This is a genomic window from Nonomuraea sp. NPDC049625 (assembly GCF_040675285.1).
GTDB classification, from domain to species: Bacteria; Actinomycetota; Actinomycetes; order Streptosporangiales; family Streptosporangiaceae; genus Nonomuraea; species Nonomuraea angiospora_A.
In genome coordinates this window covers 725,992-750,745 of record NZ_JBFAOQ010000003.1, presented here as the reverse complement: position 1 = coordinate 750,745, position 24,754 = coordinate 725,992, and the positions used below count along the sequence as shown (strand labels likewise).

General features: G+C 70.5%; 21 protein-coding genes. 14 read left to right on the top strand and 7 right to left on the bottom strand.

From position 1 onward, the window contains the following. Positions 1-89 precede the first annotated feature (89 nt). Both AB0J87_RS16965 and AB0J87_RS16960 read left to right on the top strand, forming a co-directional pair. On the top strand, positions 90-398 hold the full coding sequence (locus AB0J87_RS16965; protein WP_350723082.1) for a hypothetical protein: 309 nt from the start codon (positions 90-92) through the stop codon (positions 396-398). Further along, on the top strand, positions 398-1,153 hold the full coding sequence (locus AB0J87_RS16960) for a hypothetical protein (protein WP_363966129.1): 756 nt from the start codon (positions 398-400) through the stop codon (positions 1,151-1,153). The genes AB0J87_RS16965 and AB0J87_RS16960 overlap by 1 nt, the downstream gene beginning before the upstream one ends. 17 nt (positions 1,154-1,170) lie before the next feature. Here the strand turns inward: AB0J87_RS16960 and ppgK are convergent, their stop codons facing one another. Beyond that, entirely contained in the window at positions 1,171-1,893 is a 723-nt protein-coding gene (ppgK, locus tag AB0J87_RS16955; protein ID WP_363966127.1) for a polyphosphate--glucose phosphotransferase, read from the bottom strand. Between the two features lie 220 nt (positions 1,894-2,113). Between ppgK and AB0J87_RS16950 the strand changes: the two genes are divergently transcribed. After that, complete coding sequence (locus AB0J87_RS16950) at positions 2,114-3,169, top strand: TIGR03118 family protein (RefSeq protein WP_350723076.1); 1,056 nt, start codon at positions 2,114-2,116, stop codon at positions 3,167-3,169. A gap of 280 nt (positions 3,170-3,449) precedes the next feature. Then, a complete protein-coding gene (locus tag AB0J87_RS16945; protein WP_363966125.1) occupies positions 3,450-4,133 on the top strand; it encodes a TenA family protein in 684 nt (227 codons plus the stop codon). Here AB0J87_RS16945 and AB0J87_RS16940 read toward each other — a convergent pair. Beyond that, on the bottom strand, positions 4,094-4,672 hold the full coding sequence (locus AB0J87_RS16940) for an HAD-IA family hydrolase (protein WP_363966123.1): 579 nt from the start codon (positions 4,670-4,672) through the stop codon (positions 4,094-4,096). The two genes, AB0J87_RS16945 and AB0J87_RS16940, sit on opposite strands and share 40 nt — an antisense overlap. Positions 4,673-4,780: 108 nt before the next feature. Between AB0J87_RS16940 and AB0J87_RS16935 the strand changes: the two genes are divergently transcribed. After that, positions 4,781-5,587, top strand: a complete 807-nt coding sequence (locus AB0J87_RS16935) for a DUF4253 domain-containing protein (RefSeq protein ID WP_363966121.1) — start codon at positions 4,781-4,783, stop codon at positions 5,585-5,587. A gap of 46 nt (positions 5,588-5,633) precedes the next feature. Here AB0J87_RS16935 and AB0J87_RS16930 read toward each other — a convergent pair whose 3' ends face one another. Together AB0J87_RS16930 and AB0J87_RS16925 are read right to left on the bottom strand one after the other, a co-directional pair. After that, positions 5,634-6,467 carry an SAM-dependent methyltransferase gene (locus AB0J87_RS16930; protein WP_350723069.1) on the bottom strand — a complete coding sequence of 278 codons (834 nt, stop codon included), beginning with the start codon at positions 6,465-6,467 and terminating at the stop codon, positions 5,634-5,636. A 184-nt stretch (positions 6,468-6,651) separates the two neighbouring features. Further along, positions 6,652-7,914 carry a Scr1 family TA system antitoxin-like transcriptional regulator gene (locus AB0J87_RS16925; RefSeq protein WP_350723067.1) on the bottom strand — a complete coding sequence of 421 codons (1,263 nt, stop codon included), beginning with the start codon at positions 7,912-7,914 and terminating at the stop codon, positions 6,652-6,654. Positions 7,915-8,116: 202 nt separating this feature from the next. On the opposite strand from AB0J87_RS16925, the gene AB0J87_RS16920 reads away from it, so the two are divergent. From AB0J87_RS16920 to AB0J87_RS16895, 6 genes are all read left to right on the top strand, one after another. Further along, the gene (locus AB0J87_RS16920) at positions 8,117-8,863 is read left to right on the top strand and encodes a hypothetical protein (protein WP_363966118.1); all 747 of its coding nucleotides are present in this window, start codon (positions 8,117-8,119) and stop codon (positions 8,861-8,863) included. Next, positions 8,860-10,095, top strand: a complete 1,236-nt coding sequence (locus AB0J87_RS16915; RefSeq protein WP_363966116.1) for a hypothetical protein — start codon at positions 8,860-8,862, stop codon at positions 10,093-10,095. The genes AB0J87_RS16920 and AB0J87_RS16915 overlap by 4 nt, the downstream gene beginning before the upstream one ends. 12 nt (positions 10,096-10,107) lie before the next feature. Further along, positions 10,108-10,320, top strand: coding sequence for a hypothetical protein (locus AB0J87_RS16910; RefSeq protein WP_363966114.1), 213 nt, complete (start codon positions 10,108-10,110; stop codon positions 10,318-10,320). A gap of 63 nt (positions 10,321-10,383) precedes the next feature. Next, complete coding sequence (locus AB0J87_RS16905) at positions 10,384-11,109, top strand: hypothetical protein (protein WP_363966112.1); 726 nt, start codon at positions 10,384-10,386, stop codon at positions 11,107-11,109. After that, positions 11,106-12,272 (top strand): FAD-dependent oxidoreductase, encoded by a 1,167-nt coding sequence (locus AB0J87_RS16900; protein ID WP_363966111.1) that lies wholly within the window; start codon positions 11,106-11,108, stop codon positions 12,270-12,272. Before AB0J87_RS16905 ends, AB0J87_RS16900 begins: the two co-directional genes overlap by 4 nt. 44 nt (positions 12,273-12,316) lie before the next feature. Continuing rightward, on the top strand, positions 12,317-14,047 hold the full coding sequence (locus AB0J87_RS16895; protein ID WP_363966109.1) for a hypothetical protein: 1,731 nt from the start codon (positions 12,317-12,319) through the stop codon (positions 14,045-14,047). Between the two features lie 56 nt (positions 14,048-14,103). On the opposite strand, the gene AB0J87_RS16890 is transcribed toward AB0J87_RS16895, so the two are convergent. Then, positions 14,104-16,032, bottom strand: coding sequence for a Xaa-Pro dipeptidyl-peptidase (locus tag AB0J87_RS16890; protein ID WP_363966108.1), 1,929 nt, complete (start codon positions 16,030-16,032; stop codon positions 14,104-14,106). A 72-nt stretch (positions 16,033-16,104) separates the two neighbouring features. On the opposite strand from AB0J87_RS16890, the gene AB0J87_RS16885 reads away from it, so the two are divergent. Next, positions 16,105-17,169, top strand: a complete 1,065-nt coding sequence (locus AB0J87_RS16885; RefSeq protein ID WP_363966106.1) for an ADP-ribosylglycohydrolase family protein — start codon at positions 16,105-16,107, stop codon at positions 17,167-17,169. A gap of 110 nt (positions 17,170-17,279) precedes the next feature. Next, positions 17,280-21,152 carry an ATP-dependent RNA helicase HrpA gene (hrpA, locus tag AB0J87_RS16880; RefSeq protein WP_363966104.1) on the top strand — a complete coding sequence of 1,291 codons (3,873 nt, stop codon included), beginning with the start codon at positions 17,280-17,282 and terminating at the stop codon, positions 21,150-21,152. Here hrpA and AB0J87_RS16875 read toward each other — a convergent pair. Next, positions 21,142-21,864, bottom strand: a complete 723-nt coding sequence (locus tag AB0J87_RS16875; protein WP_363966102.1) for a Uma2 family endonuclease — start codon at positions 21,862-21,864, stop codon at positions 21,142-21,144. The genes hrpA and AB0J87_RS16875 overlap by 11 nt on opposite strands. 105 nt (positions 21,865-21,969) lie before the next feature. After that, positions 21,970-23,973, bottom strand: a complete 2,004-nt coding sequence (locus AB0J87_RS16870) for a catalase (RefSeq protein ID WP_363966100.1) — start codon at positions 23,971-23,973, stop codon at positions 21,970-21,972. Positions 23,974-24,050: 77 nt separating this feature from the next. On the opposite strand from AB0J87_RS16870, the gene AB0J87_RS16865 reads away from it, so the two are divergent. Further along, positions 24,051-24,704, top strand: a complete 654-nt coding sequence (locus AB0J87_RS16865) for an HAD family hydrolase (protein WP_363966098.1) — start codon at positions 24,051-24,053, stop codon at positions 24,702-24,704. Positions 24,705-24,754: the final 50 nt, after the last annotated feature.

Genomic DNA, 24,754 nt, shown 5'->3' with positions numbered 1-24,754 from the left:
CGCCCCGTCGAACATCCGGTGAACCCAGATGATCAACGCCTCCATGGCGACAAAGATGACCTTCGACGCAGAACACCTGAAGGAGCGACATGTCCACCCCGCAGGAGACAAGGGTCATCACGTCCAGTGTCATCGCCGCCATGGGCGAGCGCTACGACGACGTCTGGGCCGGCCTCATGAAGACCGGAGACCGCGTCTACGACACCGACCTCGGCGACGGCACGCTGGGGACGATCTTGGCGAGAATCCTCGGCCCGGCCTACGAGACGGCGCAGCGAGGCTGCACGGAGGCCCTGCGGGGCGGCGCCATCGCCTCCCGCGGCATCACCGACAGCCTGGCCACCTGCGCGGGAAACTGGCGCAGGGCCGAGCAGGCAAGCATCGTGGAGTACGTGTGATGCCGCCCGCGCCGTGGCCGATCATCCGGACGCTCAAGGGGCTCCAGCTGTACGCGGGCGTCCCGCTGGTGTCGCTGGCCCTCCTGGAGTCCCTCCAGATGGACGTCGACCGGGTCTCGGAGGTCGCCAAGGTCTGGAAACAGATGGCCAGGGACCTCGACAACCCCGTGGAGGTGCTGGACGGCATTCCCGCCGAGTCCCGCCGCGGCTGGATCGCCGACGACCAGCGGGAGTTCTCCCGAGTGACCGGCAAGATGCACGCGGGCACCGAGGTCCTGCGCGACTCCCTCGACCAGATCGGCGACATCCTCGACGGCGTGGCCAACGCCTTCCGGCTCTTCAAGGGGGCGATGGCGACCTTCTCCACGATGGTCGCCGCCTCCAGCGTGTACGGGCTGTCGATGATGGTGCTGTCACCCGTGGGGGCCGTCCAGGGCCGCCTGTACCTGAGATGGCTGCTCAACGCCGCGGACAAGGTGCTGACCGTGATGATCGGCGCGCTCATCACGTACTGCATGGGCCAGGCGGCCATCGTCGCCTACCTGATCACGCAGGGGCAGGCGCTGGCCGACATGGCCGAGCCGTACGAGCAGGACGGCTGGCCGGGGGCGAGGCTGCGCGAGGTCGACTTCGCCACCGTGAAGATCGACAAGTCGGCGTTCCCCACCTTCCAGTACCCCGAGGGGAAGCAGGCCCTGCCGGACGACACGAAGGACTTCAAGTGGGTGGCCCCGAGCCGGCCCGGTACGAAGTGAGCCCGGCCCGGAGCGGCTCATGAGTGACGGGAGGCGGCCAGGGCGGCGCCGATGATGCCGGCCTCGTTCTGGAGGGTGGCGGGGACCACGCGCGTGTCGATGTGGACGTGCGGCAGGAACTTGTCGGCCTTCCTGCTCGCACCTCCGCCGATGACGATCAGCGTGGGCGACAGCAGCATCTCCACGTGCCGGAGGTACTCCTCCACCCGCTCGGCCCACTTCTCCCAGCTCAGCTCGTGCTCCTCCCGCGCCCGCGCCGACGCCCGGTGCTCGGCCTCCTTGCCCCGCAGCTCCAGGTGCCCGAGCTCGGTGTTGGGCACGAGCGTCCCGTCGGTGAACAGCGCGCTGCCGATCCCCGTGCCGAACGTCAGCACGAGCACGGTCCCGCGCTCCCCGCGCCCGCGCCCGTAGGTCACCTCCGCCACGCCGGCCGCGTCGGCGTCGTTCAGCACGGTCGCCCCGCCGAACAACCCGGCCGCGTCCACGCCGATCCACGAGTGGTCCACGTTGGCGGCCGTCAGCACGACCCCGTCCTTGACCACGCCGGGGAACGTCACCCCGATGGGACCGCTCCAGCCGAAATGCTTGACGATCTCCGCCACGGCTTCCGCCACCTCATCGGGCTTGGACGGCTGGGGCGTGGGAATGCGCAAGCGCTCCTTCACCAGCTCGCCGGCCTCGATGTCGACAGGAGCACCCTTGATTCCCGAACCACCGATGTCAATGCCCAACACGTTCATGTCAATCCCTCTCCCCTTCAGGACACGAAAAAACTCCTGTCCCGATATTTCCGGAACCGGCTGAACCGGCCCACAGCCCTCCACGTATCTCGCGTCACAAGCGCTAACTAGGAGGCAACGGATGCGGCCACGCATCATCACACTCTGCGCTGTTGCGGTTGTGTGGGGAGCAACTCTCACCACTCCCGCGCACGCCACCACAACCAGGAACCGATTCGACGTGATCAACCTTGTGTCGGACGTTCAGGGCAAAGCCCCGGTCACCGACGCCAAGGTCGTCAACCCGTGGGGCCTGGCCATGGGCAAGACTCTGTGGGTCTCGAACACCGGCACCGGCACCGCCACCGTCTACTCCGGCACGGGCAAGAAGGAGCAGACCGAGGTGTGGATCCCCGGCGGAGCACCCACCGGCCAGGTGTTCAACCCGGGCGAGGGCTTCACCGTCAAGGGCAAGCCCGCCACGTTCATCTTCTCCAGCCCGAGCGGAGCCATCACGGGCTGGAACAAGGACGTGGACCCGAAGAACGCGATCATCGGGGCCTTCACCCGTGGCGCCGACTACAAGGGGCTGGAGCTCGTCGAGACCGACGACGGAGACTTCCTGCTGGCCGCCGACTTCGCGAGCGGGCGCATCCACGCCTTCGACGAGGACTTCCGGCGCATCAGCCTGAAGAGCTGGCAGTTCCGCGACCCGGGCGTCCCCAGGACGTACAAGGCCTACAACGTGGCGATCGCCAACGGCAGCATCTGGGTGTCCTGGGCCCTGCGTGACCCGTCCACCGGCAAGCCCGAATTCGGCGAGGGCAAGGGCTTCGTGAGCCGCTTCAACGCCGGCGGGCGCCTCACCGGCCGCATCTCCAGGGTCGGGCTCAACGCCCCCTGGGGGATCACCGCCGCGCCGAAGGGCTGGGGACAGTACAGGGGCGCGCTGCTCATCGGCAACTTCGGCGACGGCACCGTGCACGCGTACAAGAACAGCCGCCACCTGGGCGCGCTGGCCACGGCCGACGGCAACCCGATCGTGCTGCCCGGCCTGTGGGACCTGGAGCCCGGCACCGCCACCAACGGCGGCGAGAACTCCATGTGGTTCTCCGCGGGCATCGACGGCACCAAGCACGGCCTGATCGGCATCATCGCCCCGCAGGGCACCAAGCCGACGTCCACCGCGACGCCCACGTCCTCGCCGTCGAGCTCCCCGACGAACCACCCGTCGGGCCACCAGACGAGCGCCCCCAGTAGCCAGTCGTCCTCCCAGAATCCGTACGGCGGGTACTGAGCGGCGCTCTCTCGCCGTCGCCCCCGGCCTGGCGAGAAGCGCAGCTCGCCGAGCAAGGCCGGGGGCGGCGGTCACGCGGACGTTTCCGGCGCGGTTGGCGCGAGCCGCGCCGGAAACAACCCCCTTGTTGGTGCTTCCGCCGCACCCTTACTCCTCGCCGCAGTCCGGCTGAGGTCCCTGGGATGTCTTTGAGGGAATAGGGGAAGGGCTGGCTCCTCCCGGAGGACCTGGTGTCCTCCGGGAGGAAGGGGTTGACGCTCGTTTTGGGTACGGTCGGATCGTGAGCGAGCGATCCTTCAGTGAATGGCTCAGAGAGCAGTGCGAGCCCGAGTGGACGGCGGTGGTGACGCACCCGTTCGCGATGGCGATCACGACGGGCTCGGCGCCCGACGACGGCATGCGGCGCTACTTGGAGCAGGACTTCCAGTTCGTGGACTCGTTCACGGCCCTGCTCGGGGCGGCCGTGGCGAGCGCGGACACGTTCGAGGCGCGGGTGCCCTACGGGAAGTTCCTCGGCCAGGTGGCGACCACCGAGGAGAAGACGTACTTCCACCGGGCGCTGGCCGCGCTGAACGGGCGGACCGACGCGCCGACCGAGCCGGTGACGGCCGCGTTCAGGCAGCTCATGGACGAGGCGCGGACGTCACAGGACTACCTGCTGATCGTCGCCGTGCTCTGCGTGGCCGAATGGTGCTACCTGGGCTGGGCGTCGCGGGCCGAGCGGCCGCTGCCGGAGAGCTTCGTGCACCGCGAGTGGATCGAGCTGCACGAGGGCCCGGAGTTCCGGGCCTGGGTGGCCTTCCTGCGGGGCGAGCTCGACCGCCTCGGCGCGGACCTGGACGAGGAGCGCCGGACGGCGGTGCTGGACGTCTTCCGCCTGGCGGTCGAGCTGGAACGAGCCTTCTTCGACCAGGCCACCGACCATCAGCCCAGTACGACCGCCAGATCCTGGAACGAGCGGTAGTGGACGCCGGTCATGCCGAGCGCCCTGGCCGCCTCCACGTTCTGCAGCCGGTCGTCCACGAACAGGCAGCGCTCCGGCGCGACCCCGGCCCGCTCCGCGGCGATCTCGTAGATCCGGGGGTCGGGCTTGGCCACGCCCACCCTGGCGCTGCTGACCACGTCGTCCGCGAAGTACGTGAGCCCCAGCAGGTCGAGGTGCTGCTCCAGCGAGTCCGTGGCGTTGGTCACGATCACCACGGGCACGTGCTGCTGCGCCTTGGCCAAGAGCGCCCTGACCTCCTCGTCCACCCAGAACCGCACCTGCCCGAACTCGGCCACGGCCTGGCGGGCCCGCTCGTCGCCGCCGAGCGCGACGGCGACCGACTCCAGCCACTCCGCCTCGGTGGTTTGGCCGAGCGTGGCGGGCATGATCAGCGCGGGGTCGAGGGCCGTCCGCATGAGCGGCAGGCCGTACCGGGCCTCGATGTCGGCCTGGGCGGCGTGGTCGAAGAGCCGGAGCACTCCATCAAGGTCAGACAGAACCGCGTCAAAGGGGATCACAGCCCCTCATTGTGACAGTCGTCAGCATTTCCCGCGTCGTCAAAGGTCCAAGGGCGACCGGCCGGACTACCATCTCCGAGACAGGATTCGGTATCGGAACGGTAGGGCATGAGCGCACGCGAGCTGGGGCGGCTGTTCGCCGACGGCGGCAGGGGGCACAGGCTGCCCGCGGGGCTGCCGCCGGGCGAGGTGGTCTGGCCCGATCCCGGCTACACCCGGCAGGGCCAGGCGCTCAGGCCGGCGTTCTGGATGAGCGAGGAGGCCGCGTCCGGCGAGGACTGGAGGCGCATGCGGGAGTGGCACCCGCACAGCGGCCTGTGGCCGGTGTTGCTGGACGAGTCGGCGCAGCCCTGGGGGGTCGGGCAGATCGTTCCGGACGACCCCCGCCAGATCGACCACTTCACCGCCGAGGGGTTCATGGCCGAGGTGTGGCAGGAGTGGGTGACCCAGATGCCGCAGGCCGCGCTGGAGGAGCTGGACCCGTTCGGGGCGATCTGTCCCGGCCCGGCCCCGCCCGGGATGCTCAAGGCGGCCCCCGAGGCGGTCGCCGACTGGCTCGCGGGCGAGCTGGCCGTCAAGGGGATGCCGCTCGGCCTGGTCGCCGCCCCCAGGGGCGCCGACGCGCTGGCCGTGATGGGCTGGCAGGGCGCGCTGCACCACAACGAGTGGATGGTCCCGCTGGCCGCCGTGGTGCGCAGCTGGGAGGACCGGTTCGGCGCGCGGGTGGTGAGCGTCGGGTTCAACACCCTGGACCTGAGCGTGGCCGCGCCGCCGGTCGATCCGGAGCACGCGTTGCACGTGGCCGCCGAGCATTGGACGTTCTGCCCGGACAACATCGTCCAGGGCCCCGGTGACCTGCAGGGCTATGCCGAGCAGATCATCGGCGAGCACGCCTGGTCGTTCTGGTGGGACTGAGTCCGGCCGCGCGCACGACAGGGTGGCTCGGCCGGACCGTCCGGTGTCAGGGGAGGTGGGCCACGGCCCCGTAACTCCCCGAAGAACTCGGCTGTTCGGCGCAGGCGGTGTCGAGGCCGTCCGGCCGCCATTCCGGGATCCACACCAACCCCGGATCGACCAGCACCAGACCTTCGAGCAACGCCGCGACCTCCTCTCTGTTGCGAATCGCGTGACCCGGCAGCGTCATCGCCAGCAGGTCGTGAATCGCTCCCAGCAGCTCCGGCGGGACCGCGTCGAACGTGGTCTGCAGCAGCGACAGGTAGCTGCCTTCGGGCACCACCTGCCGGATCCGCTTGATCACGTAGTGGAAGTACTCGTCGTCGTTCAGGCTGTGGGTCGACAGCAGCAGCACGGCCATGGGCCGGTCCCAGTCGAGGAACGTCTGCAGGACCCGGTCATCGAGGATGTCGTCGATCTCGCGCACGTCGCCCTCTACGACGCGTACGAGGTCGGTGACGGGCTCGATGGTCGCCCGGGCTCCGGCCAGCACCATCGGGTCGTTCTCCACGTAGACCACACGGGGGACCGCGCCGCACAGGGCGTCACGGGCCACGTCGTGCAACTGTCTGCCCGCCGGCAGGCCGCTGGGCACTCCACTCCCGACAATGACGAACTGGTCCACACCTTCGCCGGCCAGATGACGCACCACACGGCACAAATAGTGGAGCACGGCCCGTGCGGCCGTCGTCACGACGGGAGCGGCCTGGTCGTAGCGGCGCACTGCGTCTCTGTCCGCCACGAAGTTGTTCTTCCCACCCGTGGCCGCGTCGAGAACCCGGGTGATCCTGGCTTGGGTCATCTCCAGCTTCGCCAGGTTTCGGATGGCACGCTGACGCATTGAGTGTTGCCCCTTTCCCCTCGCCCACTTTCTCGGGAAAAGAATGATCCTTTCGGACCCCACTCGATGACCCAGAACTTATGATCCTCGCTGCGCGGCGGATGACAACCGGAAAAGCCATTAGTTTTCGGTATATCTGCCTAACCCTCTACCGTGAATAACGATCATCCATTAGGGAAGGAGATCACTTTCCGAGGGAACGCGAAAGCCGTTCGCGATGGAAATTCAACACCTCGAAAGTCTCTTCGCGGGTCGTCGTCGTCACCGACAGCTTGGTGAACGCCTGGTGGTACGCCTCCACCGCGGCGGTGTCGGTGATCAGCTCGTCGGACTCGATGCCGTGGGCGCACGCGATGTCCGCCTCGAACGCCTCGGCGAAGCGCCAGAGCGTGAACGGGCCGGTGCGCGGCACGTAGACGGGATCGTCCGTCGGCAGCACGTGGAGCGAGACGTTGGGCCGCTTGGCGTGCTCGATGAGCTGGTCGATCTGGCGGAGCTGGACGTGCGGCCCGACGATCGAGCGGGTCAGCACGCTCTCGTCGATGACCGCCCACACCACGATGCCGCTGTCGCGGGCCACGGCCTCCTGGCGGGCCAGCACGAGGGCGAGCGCCTCGTCGACCGTCTGCTGCCCGAGCGTCGCCGGCCCGGTCACGGTGACGGCCGCCCTGGCGTATTCCTCGGTCTGCAGCAGCGGCGGGACGAACTGGGGATGGTAGGTGCGGATCACCGTGGCCCGCTGCTCCAGCGCGTACGTGGTGGCCAGCCAGACCGGCACCGACTGGGCGTCGTACCAGGCGGCCTCGCGCTCGCCCCTGGCCAGCGACAGCACGTATTCGCGGATGGGCGGGGCGGTGACGCCGTAGAGGGCGAGCAGGCGCTCGGCGGTGATGGGGGCGGGCGCGATCCGGCCCTCCTCGATGGCCGGGATCGCGGCGGCTCCCTTGCCGATCGCCGTCTCCACCTGCGCGACCGACAGGTCGGCGGCCAGGCGCAGGCCGTGCAGCCGCCTGCCGAGCGCCCGGCGCTGCGGCCCGCTCAGCGGCGCGGCCGCCTCGGGGATGTCGGGGGAGGAGGGGGGCTCGGGCTCGTCGGGCAGCCCTTCGGCCCTGCGGGCCAGCTCGACCACGCCGCGCAGCAGGGTCAGGGAGCTCTCGGACAGCTCTGAGGTGCCCAGGCCGATGGCGGCCGCGCGCAGCTGGAGGTCCTCGACCGCGCCGGACTCGAGGTAGTCGTCACCGACCAGCCAGCCGACGCTCACCTGGAGGCACGAGGCCAGCGCCCTGAGCACCTGGAGCGTCGGGTTGGTCTGCTTGCCGGTGCGCAGCTGGCTGACGTAGGCGCGGGTGATGGGGATGCCCGCCTCCGTCAGGGCGGAGGCGACCTGCGCGCCGGTGAAGCCGCGCTTGGTCAGCGCAAGATCGAGCCGTTCGGCGAAGTTCGCCACGGCACACCTCCATCCACCGCCCGTGAACTTTTCCAGCGTAAGGGACGCGAGCCGCACTGTCCCCTGCCATGCGGGGCAGCTCTGCCCCGCGAGTAGGTATCAACTTATGCGCAAACTGTCAGTTGACATAGCCTCGCTCGTAAGCAGACTATCGGAGGGCATGGTAACTGTGGCTTAACAGTCGGGGAGGAGGTGGCCGGACGTGACCATGGAATCCTCGCACCTCGAAGATCTGCCCTCCACGGGGCAGGAGCGAGTGGTGCAGCGGATCTGCGCGCGCGTGGCCGGGCCGGCAGTGGGAGCCGGCGTTCAGGTCGCGAGCCTGCCTCTCGGCGGCCTCCAGGTCTGGCTGGACAGCCCTCGTCACCGTTGGCGCTTCTACCACCGGATGGCCCGCGAGCTGCGGCTGGCCGGCTGGCACACGGAGACGGGACCTGATCGGCTGCTGTTGCTCGGGTGGAGTGCGGTCTGCCTGAGCCACCGCGCCAGGATGCTGAGCGCGGCCCTGGCGGGACGGCTGGCCGACTTCGACAAGACGGCCTTCATGGCCGTCATGATCGCCACCCGGCTGCGCCACGAGGGGTTCCCGGTGGAGGAGCTCCCGGCCGAGGTGGAGGCTCGCTGCCGCGACGCGCTGCGCTGGCCCGCCCGGTTGGAGGACCTCGACGGCCTGGAACGCCGGTCGTCGCTGGAGCCGCTGCGGCTCAGGCTCGCCCAGGTGGCGGGGCTCGAGGCCAAGGTCGGCTGCCGCTGCTGCGAACATCTCGCGCTCGCCTCGAAGGTCGCGCGCACGGTGGCCGGTGGTGCGGTGCCGGCCAGGTCGCGCGCACGTTCGTCGGCATCGTGCTCCGCCACGCCGGATTCCTCCCCGGGGGTTGGGCTGACCGAGCGCATGGTCTGCGTCAGCGTGCCCAACGTGGCAACCACCAGAGCGGGGACGGCGCGATGACGCCGACGCCCATCCCCGCGCACCGGGCCGCACCGGTCCCGGCAGCCGTGGCGTGGCCACGGCACCGGGTCAGGAGGCGGCCGGGTCACCACCTCGGCGTCGCCATGAGGTTCCCCGCCGCGTACGCGCTGCCGCCCGGCGCGCCGCCCACCGGCCAACGGCCCTGGGGCGTCGCGTTCTGGTGCGCGTGCGCAGGAGCGGGAATGCTGGCGCTGCTGTCAGACGGCGGGTGGCCGCCGGCCGATCACGGCCGACTTCCCCGCCTGGGACTGACGGTGGCGCTTGTGCCGCTGGCCCCGGCGCTTCCCCATCCCTCCGGCATCGCGCGGCACGTGCCCGACTTAGTCGGCGCGGTGCTGTCGACCAGCGCGTTAGCGGCTGGCGTGCTGGCCGACACGAGGGGGAGCGCCTGGGGCCGGCTTCATCGGCGTCCGCCGGGCCGTGCGGCCGCGGCCACGGAGCCGACCGCGAGGTCGTACGCGGGATCGTACGCGACCTCGTGGCGGCATCGTGCGCGCGCGGCCGACCCGCGGCTCCGGCGACGTAGCGGACTCCCGATGGCGGCGGGCGCGTTCTGCCCGTCCGGTGCGGCGTCGTTCGCCGTGCTCGCCATGGGGCCGCCTTTTGTGGAGAAGGCCGGGCTCCTGTCGGCCATGATCGCGGTGACTCCGGCGGCCATCCTGGCCGTCCGCCGCGTCGGGACCGGCGGAGCCGTCTACGGCGGAGGCTTTGCTCTGGGCGGAGGTTGTGCGCCACTGCCGGCCCACTCGTCTTCCGACGGGTGGAGCCTGCTCGGCGCGGTGCTGATGGGCGCCGGATTCGGCGCGCTCGCGGTCGGTCTTCTGGCGGGGGCCACCGCGAGCGCCGAACCCGGTCAGCACGCCTCCGCGATCGGCACCATCGGCACGTGGGCGATGCTGGGTGGGGTGATCGGCGCGATGGGCGCCACAGTGCTGATCGGCCGGCCGTTCTCGGAGGGGCCCGCTTCCGGGCCCGCCTCCGTCCTGGTGGCCGTTCTCCCGGCCGCCGTCCTGCTCGCCGCCACGGCGCTGGTGCGGGTCGCCGGGGCGTCGGGCCATGAGACCGAACCTCGATCTCAACGCGCGGCGGAAGAGGGGCCGGCGATCTTCCGCCGGCTCCTCGCCGAGCCGCGCGGCCACGTCAACCACGTACGGAGCGAGGTTCTGGCCCGCTTCGCCACATACGACCGCAAGGTCGTCAACCCGCTATGAACAGGAGCGATCATGCTCACGGATGAACTGCGCCGGTCACAGCCGCACGAGGTCCACGCACGCGGAGCGCGCCACGCGCCGCCGCCGTCCTGGGGCGAGGACCAGGGCGACGCGCCGCCGGTGGAAGAACCGCCGCGCAACGTGCACAGGCTGCGCCGCATCCGTCCGGTGCCCGCGCGGGCGATCACCGAGATCGACCACGCGTTACGCCACCCGGTCATCTGACACCACACCCTTCCCGCACAGGAGGAGAACCCATATGCGCACCGTCCTCGCCCGGAGCCTTCAGTGAGCCGCGGGAGGGTGGGAGTGATCGTGGCGCCCGCCAACCCCTCGGCGGAGCCCGAGCTCACCCGCCTGCTCGGGTCGCGCGCCGACATGCACGTCACGCGCTTCCCGGTACGGCCCGGGCAGTCTCTGGCCGAACGGCTGGAAAGCTACAACGAGGCCCTGCCCTCCATGGTCTACGCGTTCGACGCCCTGCCGCTGAGCGCGATGGTCATGGCCTGCAGCGAGCCCCGCTACCTCCTCGGTCCCGATGAGGACCGCGACCAGTGCGCCGAGCTGTCGGCCGCGACCGGGGTGCCCTTCGCCTCGGCAACGCAGGCCACACGCGAGGCGATGGAACACGCCGAGGTGAGCGACATCGTGCTGGTCTCCCCGTACCAGCCGTGGCTGACCGAGCTGGCCGAGCGGTTCTGGAAGACGGCCGGGCTGAACGTCACCCAGGTCATCCAGGTACGCGCGAAGAACGGCTACTCCTCGTACGCGGTCACCCCCTCCGAGCTGATCAGCCAGGTCGAACTGGCCGAGCTGCCGGCGGACGCGGTGCTGCTGTTCACCGGCACCGGCATGGCCACGCTGCCCGTGCTCGGCCCCCTCAGCGCCGGCAACGACCGGATCCTGCTGACCTCCAACCTCTGCACGGCCTGGTGGGCGCTGTCCAGGACCATCGGGCAGCAGGTGACGCTCGGCCGCGTGCCGCACCGGCGGTACATGGGAGGCGCTGCATGAACGGCGTCATCGTGGTGGGAGCGGGGCCCGCGGGGCTGACCGCGGCGCTCTCGCTGGCCAAGGCCGGGATCCCGGTCACCGTGCTGGAGCGCGAGAGCGAGCTCAGCAAGCAGACCAGGGCCTGCACGTTCCACCCGGCCACGCTCGACCTCCTCGACGACCTGGGCGTGGCGTCCCAGCTCGTCGCCAAGGGCCGCGTCGTCGACCGGGTGCAGTGGCGCGACCGGTCCGGCATCGTGCTGGCCGAGATGGGCATGAACCGGCTCAACGGCCTGACCAGGCATCCGTTCAGGATCCACGCCGACCAGGCCGAGCTCACCCCGCTGCTGCTGGCGGCCCTCAGCGTCTACCCGGACGTGGACGTGCGGTTCGGCACCCACGTGGACGGCGTGGCCGAAGGTGGCACAGGGATCCGGGTCCGCGTCGGCCACACCTGGACGCGGGCCCGGTACATGATCGCCGCTGACGGCGCGCACAGCACGGTCAGGGGCTCCCTGGGCCTGCCGTTCCCCAGGTCCGCCTACCCGACGCAGGCGTTGCGGGTGTTCACCGACTCGCCGCTGGACCGGCTGCTGCCGAGCCTGGCGCCGCTGACGTACGTGCGGGACGTGCAGCAGTCGTGCACGCTGCTCGGGCTGCCGGACCACTGGCGGATCATCTTCAAGATCCCCTGCGACACGCACGAGCCGCTGTCGCCGCCGAACCTGTCCCTGCTGGTCCGCCGGGCCCTGCCGGGGGCGAGCGGGCCGATCCACGTGACGGGAGCCGACCGGTTCGGGCTGTCCAGGGGTGTGCTGACCTCGTACCGGTGCGGCCGGGTGCTGTTCGTCGGCGACGCCGCGCACCTGACCTCCACGGTCGGCGGGCTCAACATGAACGCCGGCATCCACGACGCGGCCGAGGTGGGCCAGGTGATCGCGGCCGTGATCGGCGGCTTCGCCCCGCCGGCGGCGCTGGAGGCATGGGCCTGGCGGCGGCGCTCGGTGCTGCTGCAGCGGGTGATCCCACCTCGCGAGACCCGGCTCGCGGGAGTGCGGGAACGCGACAGCGCCAGGCTGGCGGCCGCCATGGCCGGGCTGCGCGCCATCGCCGGAGACCCTGACGCGACACGTGCCTACCTGGCACAGGCCTCATTACTGGACACCGTGCCAGGGAAGAGGTGACGACCCCCCGTTCCGCGTACTGACTGGAGGAGGTGTGACGCCGGATGTGGCGAACCCTGTCTGACGACGCTCGCCAGGCCATTCGCGACCTGTGCGACAAGCACGGAGCCCGCCTCTACGACTACTGCCGCACGGAGCTCGCCGCGGGCGACGCCGAGCAGGCGGTGGCCGGTGCGATGCTGACGGCGCACCTGTACGCGGATCGCGTGGTCGATCCGGCCCTGCGGCGGCCCTGGTTGTACGCGGTGGCCCGCGCGCACCGGGCGTTCGTCGCCAAGCCCGCGAGCATCGGCTCGTGGTCGCGGCCCGGCCGGATGTCGGAGTTGCTGCCCGAGGCGCTGCTCTCCCTGGAGCGCCCGCAGCGGGAGCTGCTCGACCTGTCCATGCGCCACGGCCTGGCCGACGCGGAGATCTCCGTGATCTTCGAGCTGCGCCAGGACGAGGTGCGGACCATCGTCACCCGGGCTGCCGAGTCCCTGGAGGAGTGGTTCGCCGCGATCATCGCCGCGCGGGGGCGCGACGGATGCCCCGACCTGACGGCACGCGTGTCGGCGTGGGTCGCGGCGCCCGGCCGGCGGGCCAGGGCCAGGATCGGCCGTCACATCCAGTCCTGCGCGACCTGCCGGGCCGCGCCCAGGACCATGTCGGCGGCGGCGCTGCTGCGCCGCCTGCCGATCACCACACTGCCCGGCACACTTCCCAACCGGCTGGCGTTGGCGCAGCCGTTGCCCGGCGAGGGGCCTCTCTGGCGGGCGGACGGCTTCCCCGTGCAGGCACGCACACTGGTGGAGACCGGTCCTTCCCCGGCTCCTCCGGTCGCCGACGCCACGCCGCAGATCCCGGTCGCCGACCCCACGACGGCGACCTCGGGAAAGCCCTGGTCGGCGGCGGGCGCGGCCGCCGCCGACCAGGAGCCCCCGGCGGCACCCGCCGTGCGCGGGCGGCACCCGTTCACGCCGCCGAGCCGTACGCGGGCCTTCCGCGGCGGCGCGTACGGGGACAAGCTCGTCTTCAGCGCCGCCATCAAAGGCTCGGGCAACGGCTCCCACAGCGAGGGCGCCATCATCCGGTACGGGGGGATCTCCCTGGGCGGCGATCTGGCCGAGCTGCGGGACGGGCAGGTTCAGGAGTTCTGGCGGGACCGGCTGGACGACGACGACCCCGAGGCGGGGCCGCCGATCAGGGCCGTGGCCAGGCTCGGCCTGATCGTGGGCGTGGGCCTGCTGGTGGCGGGGCTGGTCTGGGCCGTCGTGAACGCCCAGAAGCATCCCCCGACGCTCACCAAGGCCTCGGCGCAGACGGGCGGCCTGCTGGACGAGCCGTCGCGCTGGGTGGCCGGGGTGGCCCCGATGGCCGCCGGAGCCGGCCTGACGAGCATGGCCAGGAAGGCCGAGCTGCCCAAGCCCGCGCCTCCGGTGGCCAGGCTGTCGCCGGCGACGGCGTGGCTGGGCTCGGGGCGTACCGGAACGTTCGCGCTGTCGTGCGACGGACGCTGCGAGATCGTCTCCGCCAAGGGCGCCGACGGCATCACCGTGTCCGGAAACACCTTCAAGGTGACCGCGCCGCTCTCGCGGCCCGGCTGCTCCGGGCGGTCGAGCGTGGAGCGGGGGAAGATCACCGTCCAGTGGGCGGGCCGGGCGACCGGTGACGGCAAGACGACCGGCGGCACCAGCGCCGGGGGCGGCACCCTGACCATGAGCGTCGCCTGGACGGTCCGGCAGAAGGGCACGCGGACGACGCTCGACTACCGGCGCGGCGTCCTCTCCTGCGGGTAGGGCCCCGGGCAGCGCGCCCGAGGCCCCCTCAAACCGCTAGAAGCCCCCTCATACCGCTAGAAGAACGAGAACTCGCGATCGGGCTCGGGCAGCTCCACCCGGTCGGGACCGCGGAACGTGGTCGTGTCCTGCGGCACGTCCGCCAGCGGCGTGCCCAGGACGAACGGGACGACGACGCTGGACCTGGCCAGGTCCAGCGTCACGGTCGCGCCGGTGCCGGTCTCGTCGCTGTAGGTCGAGTCGGTGCCGGCCACCACGAGGCCGACCCGGTGGCCCTTCCTGAAGGTGTAGTCCTGCGGCAGCGTCAGCCACTTGACCGTCCCGTACGTGCCGGGCGGCAGCGGCGCGGCCTGGCTGAGCGAGTCGCGGTTCTGGACGTCGATCCAGCCGCGGGCGACGATCTCGAGCGGGCGGGTGGCCACGTTCGTGATGACCTTCTTGTAGCAGGCGTCGTCGGCCGCGGTGCTCTCGCCGTAGCAGTCCTCTTCGGTGAGCGTGGTGATGCCCTGGCCGCGGCGCCAGTCGACGCGGGTGCCGTCGCCGAAGTCGACGAGCAGGGCGGTCAGGTTGGAGGTGGGCTTGTCCAGCTTGACCCGCAGGTCCGCGGTGGGCGTGCCGGACAGGCGCAGGTCGAGCGGGAGCGCGCCCGTGGTGAACGCGACCCGTCCCGGGTTCGCCGTCCCGATGTCGGCCACCATGTCGCTCTCGGTCATGGCGACGTCGGTGAAGGAGGCGGTGGTGTTCCTGGCGGCGGGCTTCAGGCCGAGCGAGCCGTCGGGCGCGGGACGCAGGGACGCCTTGAGCGCGAACGGCGCCGGCCAGTCGTGCTGGGTGGTCCAGCGGGCCGGGCCGATCTCGACGTCGGCGCGGGGCTCGTTCATGATCCCGTTGCGTACGCCGTGCAGCCAGTGGTCGAACCACCGGTGCAGGGTGTCCACCCAGAGCGCGCGCCGGCCCTCGAAGTCGAACGGGTCCACGTGCTGGGTCTGGCCGACCCAGATCTTGCGCGGCACGTTGCGGTCGGCCAGGGCCTTCCACCAGGTCGAGAAGTTGTCGGGCTTGACGTTGAGGTCGTTGACCGTGTGGACGACGAACACGCTGGCCTTGACCTTGGAGGCGTCGCCGAGCAGGCCCTTGATGTAGTCGCGCTCGGCCCAGAACGGATTGAAGTCGCCCGTGTCGTCGCCGTCCTCGGCGTCCATCCTGTCGCGCACGGCCTGGCACTTGGCCTCGGGGTCGGTGTCGACGTAGTTGGCCAGCCAGGAGGCGTAGTCGTGGTTGTAGATGACGCCGTTGGAGCGCTGGTACTTGTACCAGGAGCTGATGGCCGAGATGGGCACGATCGTCTTCAGGCCCTCGACGCCGGTGGCGGCGACGGCGTTGGCCAGGGTGCCGTCGTACGACTTGCCGATCATGGCGGCCTTGCCCGTCGTCCAGTCGGCCACGGCCGGGGTGCCGTCCGCCCTGAACGCCTTGGCGCGGCCGTTCAGCCAGTCGATGACGGCCTTGCCGCCCAGGACGTCCGCCTTGCCGCCGATGTCCGGGCAGCCGTCCGATCGGGTGGTGCCGAGCATGTCGACGTTGAGGACGGCGTAGCCGCGGGGGACGAAGTAGTTGTCGTAGAAGAGCGGAAATTTCGTGACATTTCCGGCGGCGTCGTAAATTTTGCGCTCTGCCTCGTTGCCGCGGCCGGAGTTGTCGTAGTACGGGCTCTCGTCGATGATCACCGGCACCTTGAGCCCCGGGCCGGACTCCTTGGGCCTGATGACGTCCACGCGTACTCTGTCGAGTTTGCCGTCGAGGTCGCTGTCGACGGTCGACTCGACGTACACGTGCTCGCGGACGGCGTCCGCGTAGGAGAAGACCGGCTGTGTACGGCCGTTCTGGACGGTGATGGCGGGTGCTGCTGCTGCCGCCGCCTGGGCGGGTGTCGCGATCGCGAGGGTGAGGGTGACGGCGAAGAGGGCCGGGCGTAATTGTGGCACGCGTGACCTCCGGGACGTGGGGCGAATCACCCGCAATCTCTCAGAACGCCCGGAGCCTGACAAGATTTCCCCATGGACGTACGGGATCGAGTACGAGGCTGCCTCCTCGGTGGCGCGATCGGCGACGCGCTCGGGTCGCCGATCGAGTTCCAGTCGTTGCGGGAGATCCGCAGAGAGCACGGGGCGGAGGGCATTACCGGATATGTCACGACGTGGCGAGGAAGGTCCGGCCTCATCACCGACGACACCCAGATGACGCTCTTCACCGTGGAAGGGCTGCTCCGGGCCCGCGCCGCCCACGCTGGTGGACCCCCGGCCCCGGGGCGGGCGGCGTACCCGTACCCCGAGGTGGTGGAGCCGGTGCGGCAGGCGTACCTGCGCTGGCTCGACACCCAGAACCACCAGGCCCCGCCGCCCGCGGACCGCCCGCACCGCACGGGCCGGCTGCGCGAGGAGACCTGGCTGTACTCGCGCAGGGCCCCGGGCAACGCCTGCCTGTCGGGCCTGCGCCAGCGGTTCCCCGGGCCGTCCCCGCTGGGCGTGCCGGGCCCGGTGAACCCCGACTCCAAGGGCTGCGGCACCGTGATGCGCTCGGCCCCCTTCGGCCTGGTCGCGCTCTCCGGCGCCGCGGGGCCCGACCCTCGGGAGGCGTTCGAGGTGGCGGCGGCGTGCGCGCAGATCACCCACGGGCACCCGACCGGCTACCTGGCCGCGGGGGCGTTCGCCGCGATCACGGCGTACCTCGTGGCGGGCGAGGCCCTGGAGCCCGCCGTCCACCGCGCCCTGGACCTGCTGGCGGCCTACCCGGCGCACGACGAGACCAGCGCGGCCCTGCGCGCCGCCGTGGCGCTCGCCGCCGGCGGCGGCTCGCACTCGCCGGAGCGGGTCGAGTCGCTGGGCGGCGCGTGGGTGGCCGAGGAGGCGCTGGCCATCGGCGTGTACTGCGCCCTGGTCGAGCCCTCCGTGGAGCGGGCCCTGCTGCTGTCGGTCAACCATTCGGGCGACAGCGACTCCACCGGCTCGGTGTGCGGCAACCTGCTCGGCGCCCTCCACGGCACCGGCGTCCTGCCCGCCGCCTGGCTGCGCCCCCTGGAGGGGCGCGACACGATCGAACGTCTCGCCGCCGAGCCGGCATAACCGGCAGGCGCCCCGGGCCGGGCGAGATATTGGGATGCGCGTCCCGCCGGTGTCGGGCAGCATGGTCGGTTGGCTCCGGGGACGCGGGGCTCAAATATCCTGAAAGCAGTATGGGAACGCCTTCCTTGTCCTCTTCACTCGCCGAGCTCCACTCCCGCCTGCCCGAGCTCATGCCGCGCGACCAGCGGCGACTGCGGCGCAGGCTCGACGGCATGCGCCGGGTCCGGTCACGTGACGCCCGGGACAAGATCGTCGCGGAGATCCTCGCCGACGTCGAACGCGCCGAGCAGCGGCTGGTCCGGCGGCGCGAAGCCGTACCGGTGGTGAAATATCCGGAAAACCTGCCGGTCTCCCAGCGGAAAGACGACATCCTGGAGGCCATCCGCGACCACCAGGTGGTGATCATCGCGGGCGAGACGGGCTCCGGCAAGACCACCCAGATCCCCAAGATCTGCCTGGAGCTGGGCCGCGGCGTACGCGGGCTGATCGGCCACACCCAGCCCCGCCGCATCGCCGCCCGCACGGTCGCCGAGCGCATCGCCGAGGAGCTCGACACGGGCCTGGGCGAGGTCGTCGGCTACAAGGTCCGCTTCACCGACCAGGCGAGCGACCGCACGCTCGTCAAGCTGATGACCGACGGCATCCTGCTGGCCGAGCTGCAGAACGACCGCATGCTCGACCAGTACGACACGTTGATCATCGACGAGGCCCACGAACGCAGCCTCAACATCGACTTCATCCTCGGCTACCTCAAGCAGCTCCTGCCCCAGCGCCCTGACCTCAAGGTCATCATCACCAGCGCCACGATCGACCCCGAGCGGTTCTCCCGCCACTTCGACGACGCGCCGATCGTCGAGGTCTCCGGTCGCACCTATCCGGTGGAGGTGCGTTACCGGCCGCTCAGCGAGGACGACGACCAGACCCAGGGCATCGTGGACGCCTGCCGGGAGCTGATCTCGGAGGGCCCCGGCGACATCCTGGTGTTCCTGTCGGGCGAGCGGGAGATCCGCGACGCCGCCGACGCTCTGGGCAAGGCCGAGTTCCGCAACACCGAGATCCTCCCGCTCTACGCCCGCCTGAGCGCCGCCGAGCAGCACCGCGTCTTCCAGCGCCACACGGGCCGCCGCGTCGTGCTGGCCACCAACGTCGCCGAGACGTCGCTCACGGTCCCCGGCATCAAGTACGTCGTCGACCCGGGGTTCGCCCGCATCTCCCGCTACAGCCACCGCACCAAGGTGCAGCGGCTGCCGATCGAGGCCGTCTCGCAGGCCAGCGCCAACCAGCGCAAGGGCCGCTCGGGCCGCACCTCCGACGGCATCTGCATCCGGCTGTACGAGGAGGAAGACTTCCTCAGCCGGCCCGAGTTCACCGACCCCGAGATCCTGCGTACCAACCTGGCCTCCGTCATCCTCCAGATGACCTCGATCGGGCTGGGCGACATCGAGGCGTTCCCGTTCGTGGAGCCGCCGGACCGCCGCCAGGTCAAGGACGGCGTCAACCTGCTGCACGAGCTGGGCGCGTTCGACGTCCACGGCAAGCTCACCGGCGTCGGCCGCAAGCTGGCCGGCCTCCCCGTCGACCCGCGCCTCGGCCGCATGGTGCTGGAGGCCGAGAAGAACGGCTGCCTGCGCGAGGTCATGGTGATCGCCGCGGCACTGTCCATCCAGGACCCGCGCGAGCGCCCGTCCGACAAGCAGCAGCAGGCCGACGAGAAGCACCGGCGCTTCGCCGACCCCGAGTCCGACTTCCTGGCCTACCTCAACCTGTGGAACTACCTGCGCGACAAGCAGAAGGAGCTGTCCTCCAGCGCCTTCCGGCGGCTGTGCAAGGCCGAGTTCCTCAACTACCTGCGCGTACGCGAGTGGCAGGACATCTACAGCCAGGTGCGCCAGTCGCTCGGCGCCCAGCCCAACAGCCAGCCCGCGCAGCCGTACCACGTGCACGCGTCGCTGCTGGTCGGGCTGCTGTCGCACATCGGCGTCAAGGACGTCATGGACAAGCAGCGGGGGCAGGACGGCCGCCGGCCGATCCAGGAATACCTCGGCGCCCGCAACGCCCGCTTCGCGATCTTCCCCGGCTCGGCGCTGGCCAAGAAGCAGCCGCAGTGGGTCATGTCGGCCGAGCTGGTCGAGACCTCCCGGCTCTGGGCGCGCGTCAATGCCAAGATCGAGCCCGACTGGGTCGAGCCGCTCGCCCAACACCTGGTCAAACGCACCTACTCCGAGCCGCACTGGGAGAAGAACCAGGGTGCGGTGATCGCCCTGGAGAAGGTCACCCTGTACGGGGTGCCGCTCGTGGTGGGCCGCAAGGTCAACTACGGCCGCATCGACCCCGAGCTGTCGCGTGAGCTGTTCATCAGACATGCCCTGGTCGAGGGCGACTGGGACACCCACCACCGCTTCCTCAAGGACAACCGCAGGCTGCTCGGCGAGGTCGAGGAGCTGGAGAACCGGGCGCGCCGCCGCGACATCATGGTGGACGACGAGGCGCTGTTCGACTTCTACGAGCAGCGGGTGCCGGCCGACGTGGTCTCGGCCCGCCACTTCGACTCCTGGTGGAAGCAGGCCAGGCAGCAGACGCCCGACCTGCTCACGTTCTCGCCGGACATGCTGGTCAACGAGGGCGCCGACGTCAGCGCCCGCGACTACCCCGACACCTGGAAACAGCTCGGGCAGCGGATGAAGCTGACCTACCAGTTCGAGCCGGGCGCGGACGCCGACGGCGTGACCGTCCACGTGCCGCTCCAGGTGCTCAACCAGGTCAGCTCCGACGGCTTCGACTGGCAGATCCCCGGCCTGCGCGAGGAGCTGATCACCGCGCTGATCCGCTCCCTGCCGAAGGCCCTGCGCCGCAACTTCGTGCCCGCCCCCAACTACGCCAAGCAGGTGCTGGAGGGGGTCAAGCAGGGCGGCGAGCCGCTGCTGGCGGCCGTGGAGCGCGAGCTGCTGCGCCTGACCGGCGTACGCGTGCCGCGCGAGGCCTGGCAGCTCGACCAGGTGCCCGAGCATCTGCGCATCACGTACCGGGTGATCGACGAGCGCCGGCGCACGGTGGCCGAGGACAAGGACCTCGACGCGCTGAAGCGCCGCCTCGCCCCGCGCCTGCGGGAGACGCTCTCGCAGGCCGGCGACGACCTGGAGCAGACCGGCCTGCACACGTGGAGCTTCGGGACGCTGCCGAAGGTGTTCGAGCAGGGCCGGATGAAGGGCTATCCGGCGCTGGTGGACGCGGGCGACTCCGTCTCGATCAAGATCTTCGACACGGCGGCCGAGCAGCGCCGCTCCCACTGGCCCGGCGTGCGCCGCCTGCTCCTCCTCAACGTCACCAACCCGGCCAAATCCCTGCTGGGCGGCCTGTCCAACCAGGCCAAGCTGGCGCTGTCACGCAGCCCGCACGGCGGGGCGGTGGCGCTGTTCGAGGACGTGGTCAACGCGGCGGTCGACAAGCTGATGCTCGACGCCGGGGGCGCGGCGTGGGACCCGGTGGCCTTCGACCGCCTCTACCAGCACGTACGGGCTCACCTCCACGACACGGCGGCCGACGTGCTGTCGAAGGTGGAGCAGATCCTGAGCGTCTGGCACGCGGCGGGCGGCCGGCTGAGCGGCCTGCGGGAGAGCGCGTCGACGGACGACATCCGCGAGCAGCTAGGCAAACTCGTCTACGCGGGCTTCGTCACGGCGACCGGTTACCGGCGTTTGTCCGACATCTTGCGCTATATCCGGGCGATCGACCGCCGCCTCACCAAGCTCCCCGAGGAGCCCTGGCGGGACCAGGAGTGGATGGACAAGGTGCACAAGGTCGAGGACGACTACCACGACGTGCTGGAGAAGCTCCCTCGGGCGCGGAGAGGGGATCCGGATGTGGTGGAGATCCGGTGGATGATCGAGGAGCTGCGGGTGAGCTTCTTCGCTCAGACGTTGGGCACGCCTACGCCGGTGTCGGAGAAGCGCATCACCAAGGCGATGGAGAAGCTCACGCCATGAAGATCGAGGTGTCGAGCTTGAAGTCGACGGGGGAGGGCAGCTTGATCGGGGTGCCAGTGATCACTCTGGTCATCGCCTGATAGACGCCATCCTTGATATCGCTGAACACGGTCACGCTCGGCTCATCGGCGATCGGATCGATCAGCAGGTAGACCGGCACCCGGCCCAGTGCGTAGAGACGTCTCTTCTCCTCACGGTCGGTGTGGACGCTGCTGGGCGAGACGACCTCGGCGACCATCAGCACCCCGGACGACAACAGCTCTCCCGGGCCCCAGCGAGGGCAGAGGGGGTGCGTCAGGACGTAGTCGGGTATGAGCGAGTCTCGGGGGCCTTCGACGCAGACGCTCAGGCCGCCGGGCGCTCCTCGCCATCCGCGCTCCTTGCACGACGGAGAGAGGGCGTCGTTCAGGTCCACGGCCATCCAGGTGTGTTCTGGGGTGCCCATAGGACTCACAATCAGCTTCCCTTCGATGACCTCGACCCGGAAGCCGGGGAAGGGGGGTAGGGCATCGAACAATTCGCGGGCGGTGCTTGGCCGTCGGGGGAGACGCACCCAGGTCGACTCCGGGTCGTCTTCGTGCTCTGCCTCGTCCGTGTGACGTTCCTCTTCGGCGGAGCCGGAGTGCTGCTCCTCCTCCACCGTGTCGGTGTAGTCCTCCTCCTCCACTTCCACTGCGTCCGTGTGGAGCTCTTCTTCCACCATGGCGACCATGGATTCTCTCCCTTCGTATTCGAACGGGCACGCTAAGTATTCCATCCCCGGCGTCCCGATGCCACGAAAATCGGCCGCCCCGTAGGGCGGCCGATTCGACGGGTGTCACGCCGGGACGGCGTCCACGTCGCGTTCGTAGAAGCGGTGCCCGGCGACCGCCGTGGCGAACTTCTCGGCGATCCCGTCCCCCATCACCACCCCCACGTCGCTGGGCAGTCGCGCGGCCTCCAGAAGCTCGCGGCCGGACCCCACGGCCCCGATGGCCTTGCCGTGCTTGAACGCCTCCATGACGAAGAAGCGCGCCCGCCCCAGCGAGGCCAGGGCCGCGCCGTCGGCGGCCACCACCGCGTCGTAGAGGACCGAGCTCGCCGCGCCGAGCTGCCGGTCCACCGGGATGCCGGCCACGGTGCCCTCCGCCGGGGCCAGCACCTCGCAGATGGCGCCCCTGCCCTCCAGGACCTCGCGCAGGGCGGTCACCTCGCCGGCGTCCGTCCCGTCTGCCATGAGGATGGCGACCTTGCGGGTGGCGATGCTCTGCGGCTGGCCGGTCATGCTGAGCGCGGGTGAGGCGTTGGAGTGGACCTCGGTCCTGGGCGGCTCGGGCAGGCCGAGCCCCTGGGCCACCTGGGCGGCCAGGTCGGGGTGGATCTGGCCCAGGTGCCGGACCACGCCCTCCTTGATGGGAGGCCGCTCCACGTGCCCGAGTTCGAACAGGAACGCGGCCACGATGTGCCGCTTCTCCCAGTCCGCCATGCTGTTCCAGAACAGGGTGGCCTGGCTGTAGTGGTCCTCGAAGCTGGGGCTGCGCTCGCGGATCTTCACGCCGTCCACCCGCTCCTGGTAATGCCGGTAGCCGTCGGTGGCCTCGGGGCGGTTGCCGCTGATGGAGTTGGGCGCGTAGCTGGTGCGCGACTCGTGGATCAGGTGCTGGTGGAAGCCGTCGCGCTGGTCGTTGCGCACCTCGTTCACCGGCCGGTTGACCGGGATCTGCGGGAAGTTGGGCCCGCCCAGGCGCAGGAGCTGGGTGTCGAGGTAGGAGAAGTTGCGGGCCTGCAGCAGCGGGTCGTTGGAGAAGTCGATGCCGGGCACGACGTTGGCGGTGTGGAAGGCGACCTGCTCGGTCTCGGCGAAGAAGTTCTGCGGGTTGCGGTTGAGCGTCATCTTGCCTATGGGTCGCAGCGGCACCTGCTCCTCAGGGATGATCTTCGTGGGGTCGAGCAGGTCGAAGTCGAAGTCGTGCTCCCGCGACTCGGGCACGAGCTGCACGCACAGCTCGTACTCGGGGTAGACGCCGCGCTCGATGGCCTCCCACAGGTCCCGGCGGTTGTAGTCGGGGTCGTTGCCCTGGATGCGCAGCACCTCGTCCCACACCAGCGAGTACGTCCCCAGCACCGGCCGCCAGTGCCACTTGACGAACGTCCCCTGCCCGGAGGCGTTCACCAGCCGGAACGTGTGCACCCCGAACCCCTGCATCATCCGGAAGCTGCGCGGGATCGCCCGGTCGGACATCAGCCACATGACCATGTGCAGCGACTCCGGCTGGAGCTGCACGAAGTCCCAGAACGTGTCGTGCGCCGACTGCGCCTGCGGGATCTCGTTGTGCGGCTCCGGCTTGACCGCGTGCACGAAGTCGGGGAACTTGATGCCGTCCTGGATGAAGAAGACCGGGAAGTTGTTGCCCACGAGGTCGAAGTTGCCCTGAGAGGTGTAGAACTTCGTGGCGAACCCGCGTACGTCCCGCACGGTGTCGGCCGAGCCGCGCGAGCCCGCGACGGTCGAGAAGCGCACGAACGTCGGCGTCGGCGTCGAGGTGTCGTTCAGGAAGGCCGCCGAGGTCAGGTCGCCGAGCGGCTCGTAGAGCTGGAAGACCCCGTACGCGCCCGCGCCCCTGGCGTGGACCACGCGCTCGGGGATGCGTTCGTGGTCGAAACGGGTGATCTTCTCGCGGAAGTGGAAGTCTTCCATGAGCGTCGGCCCGCGGGTGCCCGCCCGCAGCGAGTCGTCCGTGTGATCGACCGGGACGCCCTGATCCGTGGTCATGGTGAGGTCGTCGAGTGGGACGCGATCGGCGTCGAGCTGGCGGTGCTTCGCATCGCGCTCTGGCTTCATGAAGAAATCCCCCTTATAGGATTTGTCGGGCGCTTTTACCTAGGTGCCCGGCCGAACGGGTTGAAACGGGGGGATTGATGATCAAGGCCGTGGTGTTCGACGTCGGGGAGACGCTGATCAGCGAGGCGCGCATCTGGACGCGCTGGGCCGGGCGGCTGGGCGTGAGCGAGTTCGTGCTGATGGGCGCGCTCGGCGGGATGGCGGCGCTGGATCGCCCCCACATCGACGCCTTCGAGCTCATCCGCCCCGGCTTCGACGCGGACGCGGAGGATGCCGCCTGGGAGCGCGACGAGCCCGACGGCCTGCGCAACCACTTCGACGCCGACGACCTCTACCCCGACGTGCGCGACGCTCTGGCCGCCATCAGGGCGGCCGGGTACCAGGTGATCATCGCGGGCAACCAGCCGGCGCGGGCCTACGGGGCACTGGTCGCCATGGACCTGCCCGCCGACTCCGTGCACACCTCCGAGGGATGGGGCGTGTCCAAGCCGGACGCCGGGTTCTTCGCCAAGGTCGCGGCGGTCGCGGGGCGGGAGCCCGGCGAGATCCTCTACGTCGGCGACCGGCTCGACAACGACGTGCTCCCGGCCGCCGCGGCGGGCATGCGCACGGCGCTGCTGCGCCGCGGCCCGTGGGGGTACCTGCACGCCGAACGCCCGCAGGCGGCGGCCGCCGACGCGATCATCGACGACCTCCACGCCGTGCTGCCCGTGCTGGAACGCCTCGGCTGAGCGCGAGTGTCGGGACGCGTTGGATGGACGCCCGCGCCGGAACGCCGCGC

What these genes read in the sequence shown, in the direction of transcription:
- AB0J87_RS16870 (WP_363966100.1), bottom strand. Translation starts at nt 23,973, where the DNA reads ATGAAGCCAGAGCGCGATGCGAAGCACCGCCAGCTCGACGCCGATCGC.
- AB0J87_RS16930 (WP_350723069.1), bottom strand. Translation starts at nt 6,467, where the DNA reads ATGCGTCAGCGTGCCATCCGAAACCTGGCGAAGCTGGAGATGACCCAA.
- AB0J87_RS16965 (WP_350723082.1), top strand. Translation starts at nt 90, where the DNA reads ATGTCCACCCCGCAGGAGACAAGGGTCATCACGTCCAGTGTCATCGCC.
- AB0J87_RS16935 (WP_363966121.1), top strand. Translation starts at nt 4,781, where the DNA reads ATGAGCGCACGCGAGCTGGGGCGGCTGTTCGCCGACGGCGGCAGGGGG.
- AB0J87_RS16865 (WP_363966098.1), top strand. Translation starts at nt 24,051, where the DNA reads ATGATCAAGGCCGTGGTGTTCGACGTCGGGGAGACGCTGATCAGCGAG.
- AB0J87_RS16900 (WP_363966111.1), top strand. Translation starts at nt 11,106, where the DNA reads ATGAACGGCGTCATCGTGGTGGGAGCGGGGCCCGCGGGGCTGACCGCG.
- AB0J87_RS16895 (WP_363966109.1), top strand. Translation starts at nt 12,317, where the DNA reads ATGTGGCGAACCCTGTCTGACGACGCTCGCCAGGCCATTCGCGACCTG.
- hrpA (WP_363966104.1), top strand. Translation starts at nt 17,280, where the DNA reads ATGGGAACGCCTTCCTTGTCCTCTTCACTCGCCGAGCTCCACTCCCGC.
- AB0J87_RS16960 (WP_363966129.1), top strand. Translation starts at nt 398, where the DNA reads ATGCCGCCCGCGCCGTGGCCGATCATCCGGACGCTCAAGGGGCTCCAG.
- AB0J87_RS16910 (WP_363966114.1), top strand. Translation starts at nt 10,108, where the DNA reads ATGCTCACGGATGAACTGCGCCGGTCACAGCCGCACGAGGTCCACGCA.
- ppgK (WP_363966127.1), bottom strand. Translation starts at nt 1,893, where the DNA reads ATGAACGTGTTGGGCATTGACATCGGTGGTTCGGGAATCAAGGGTGCT.
- AB0J87_RS16915 (WP_363966116.1), top strand. Translation starts at nt 8,860, where the DNA reads ATGACGCCGACGCCCATCCCCGCGCACCGGGCCGCACCGGTCCCGGCA.
- AB0J87_RS16885 (WP_363966106.1), top strand. Translation starts at nt 16,105, where the DNA reads ATGGACGTACGGGATCGAGTACGAGGCTGCCTCCTCGGTGGCGCGATC.
- AB0J87_RS16875 (WP_363966102.1), bottom strand. Translation starts at nt 21,864, where the DNA reads ATGGTCGCCATGGTGGAAGAAGAGCTCCACACGGACGCAGTGGAAGTG.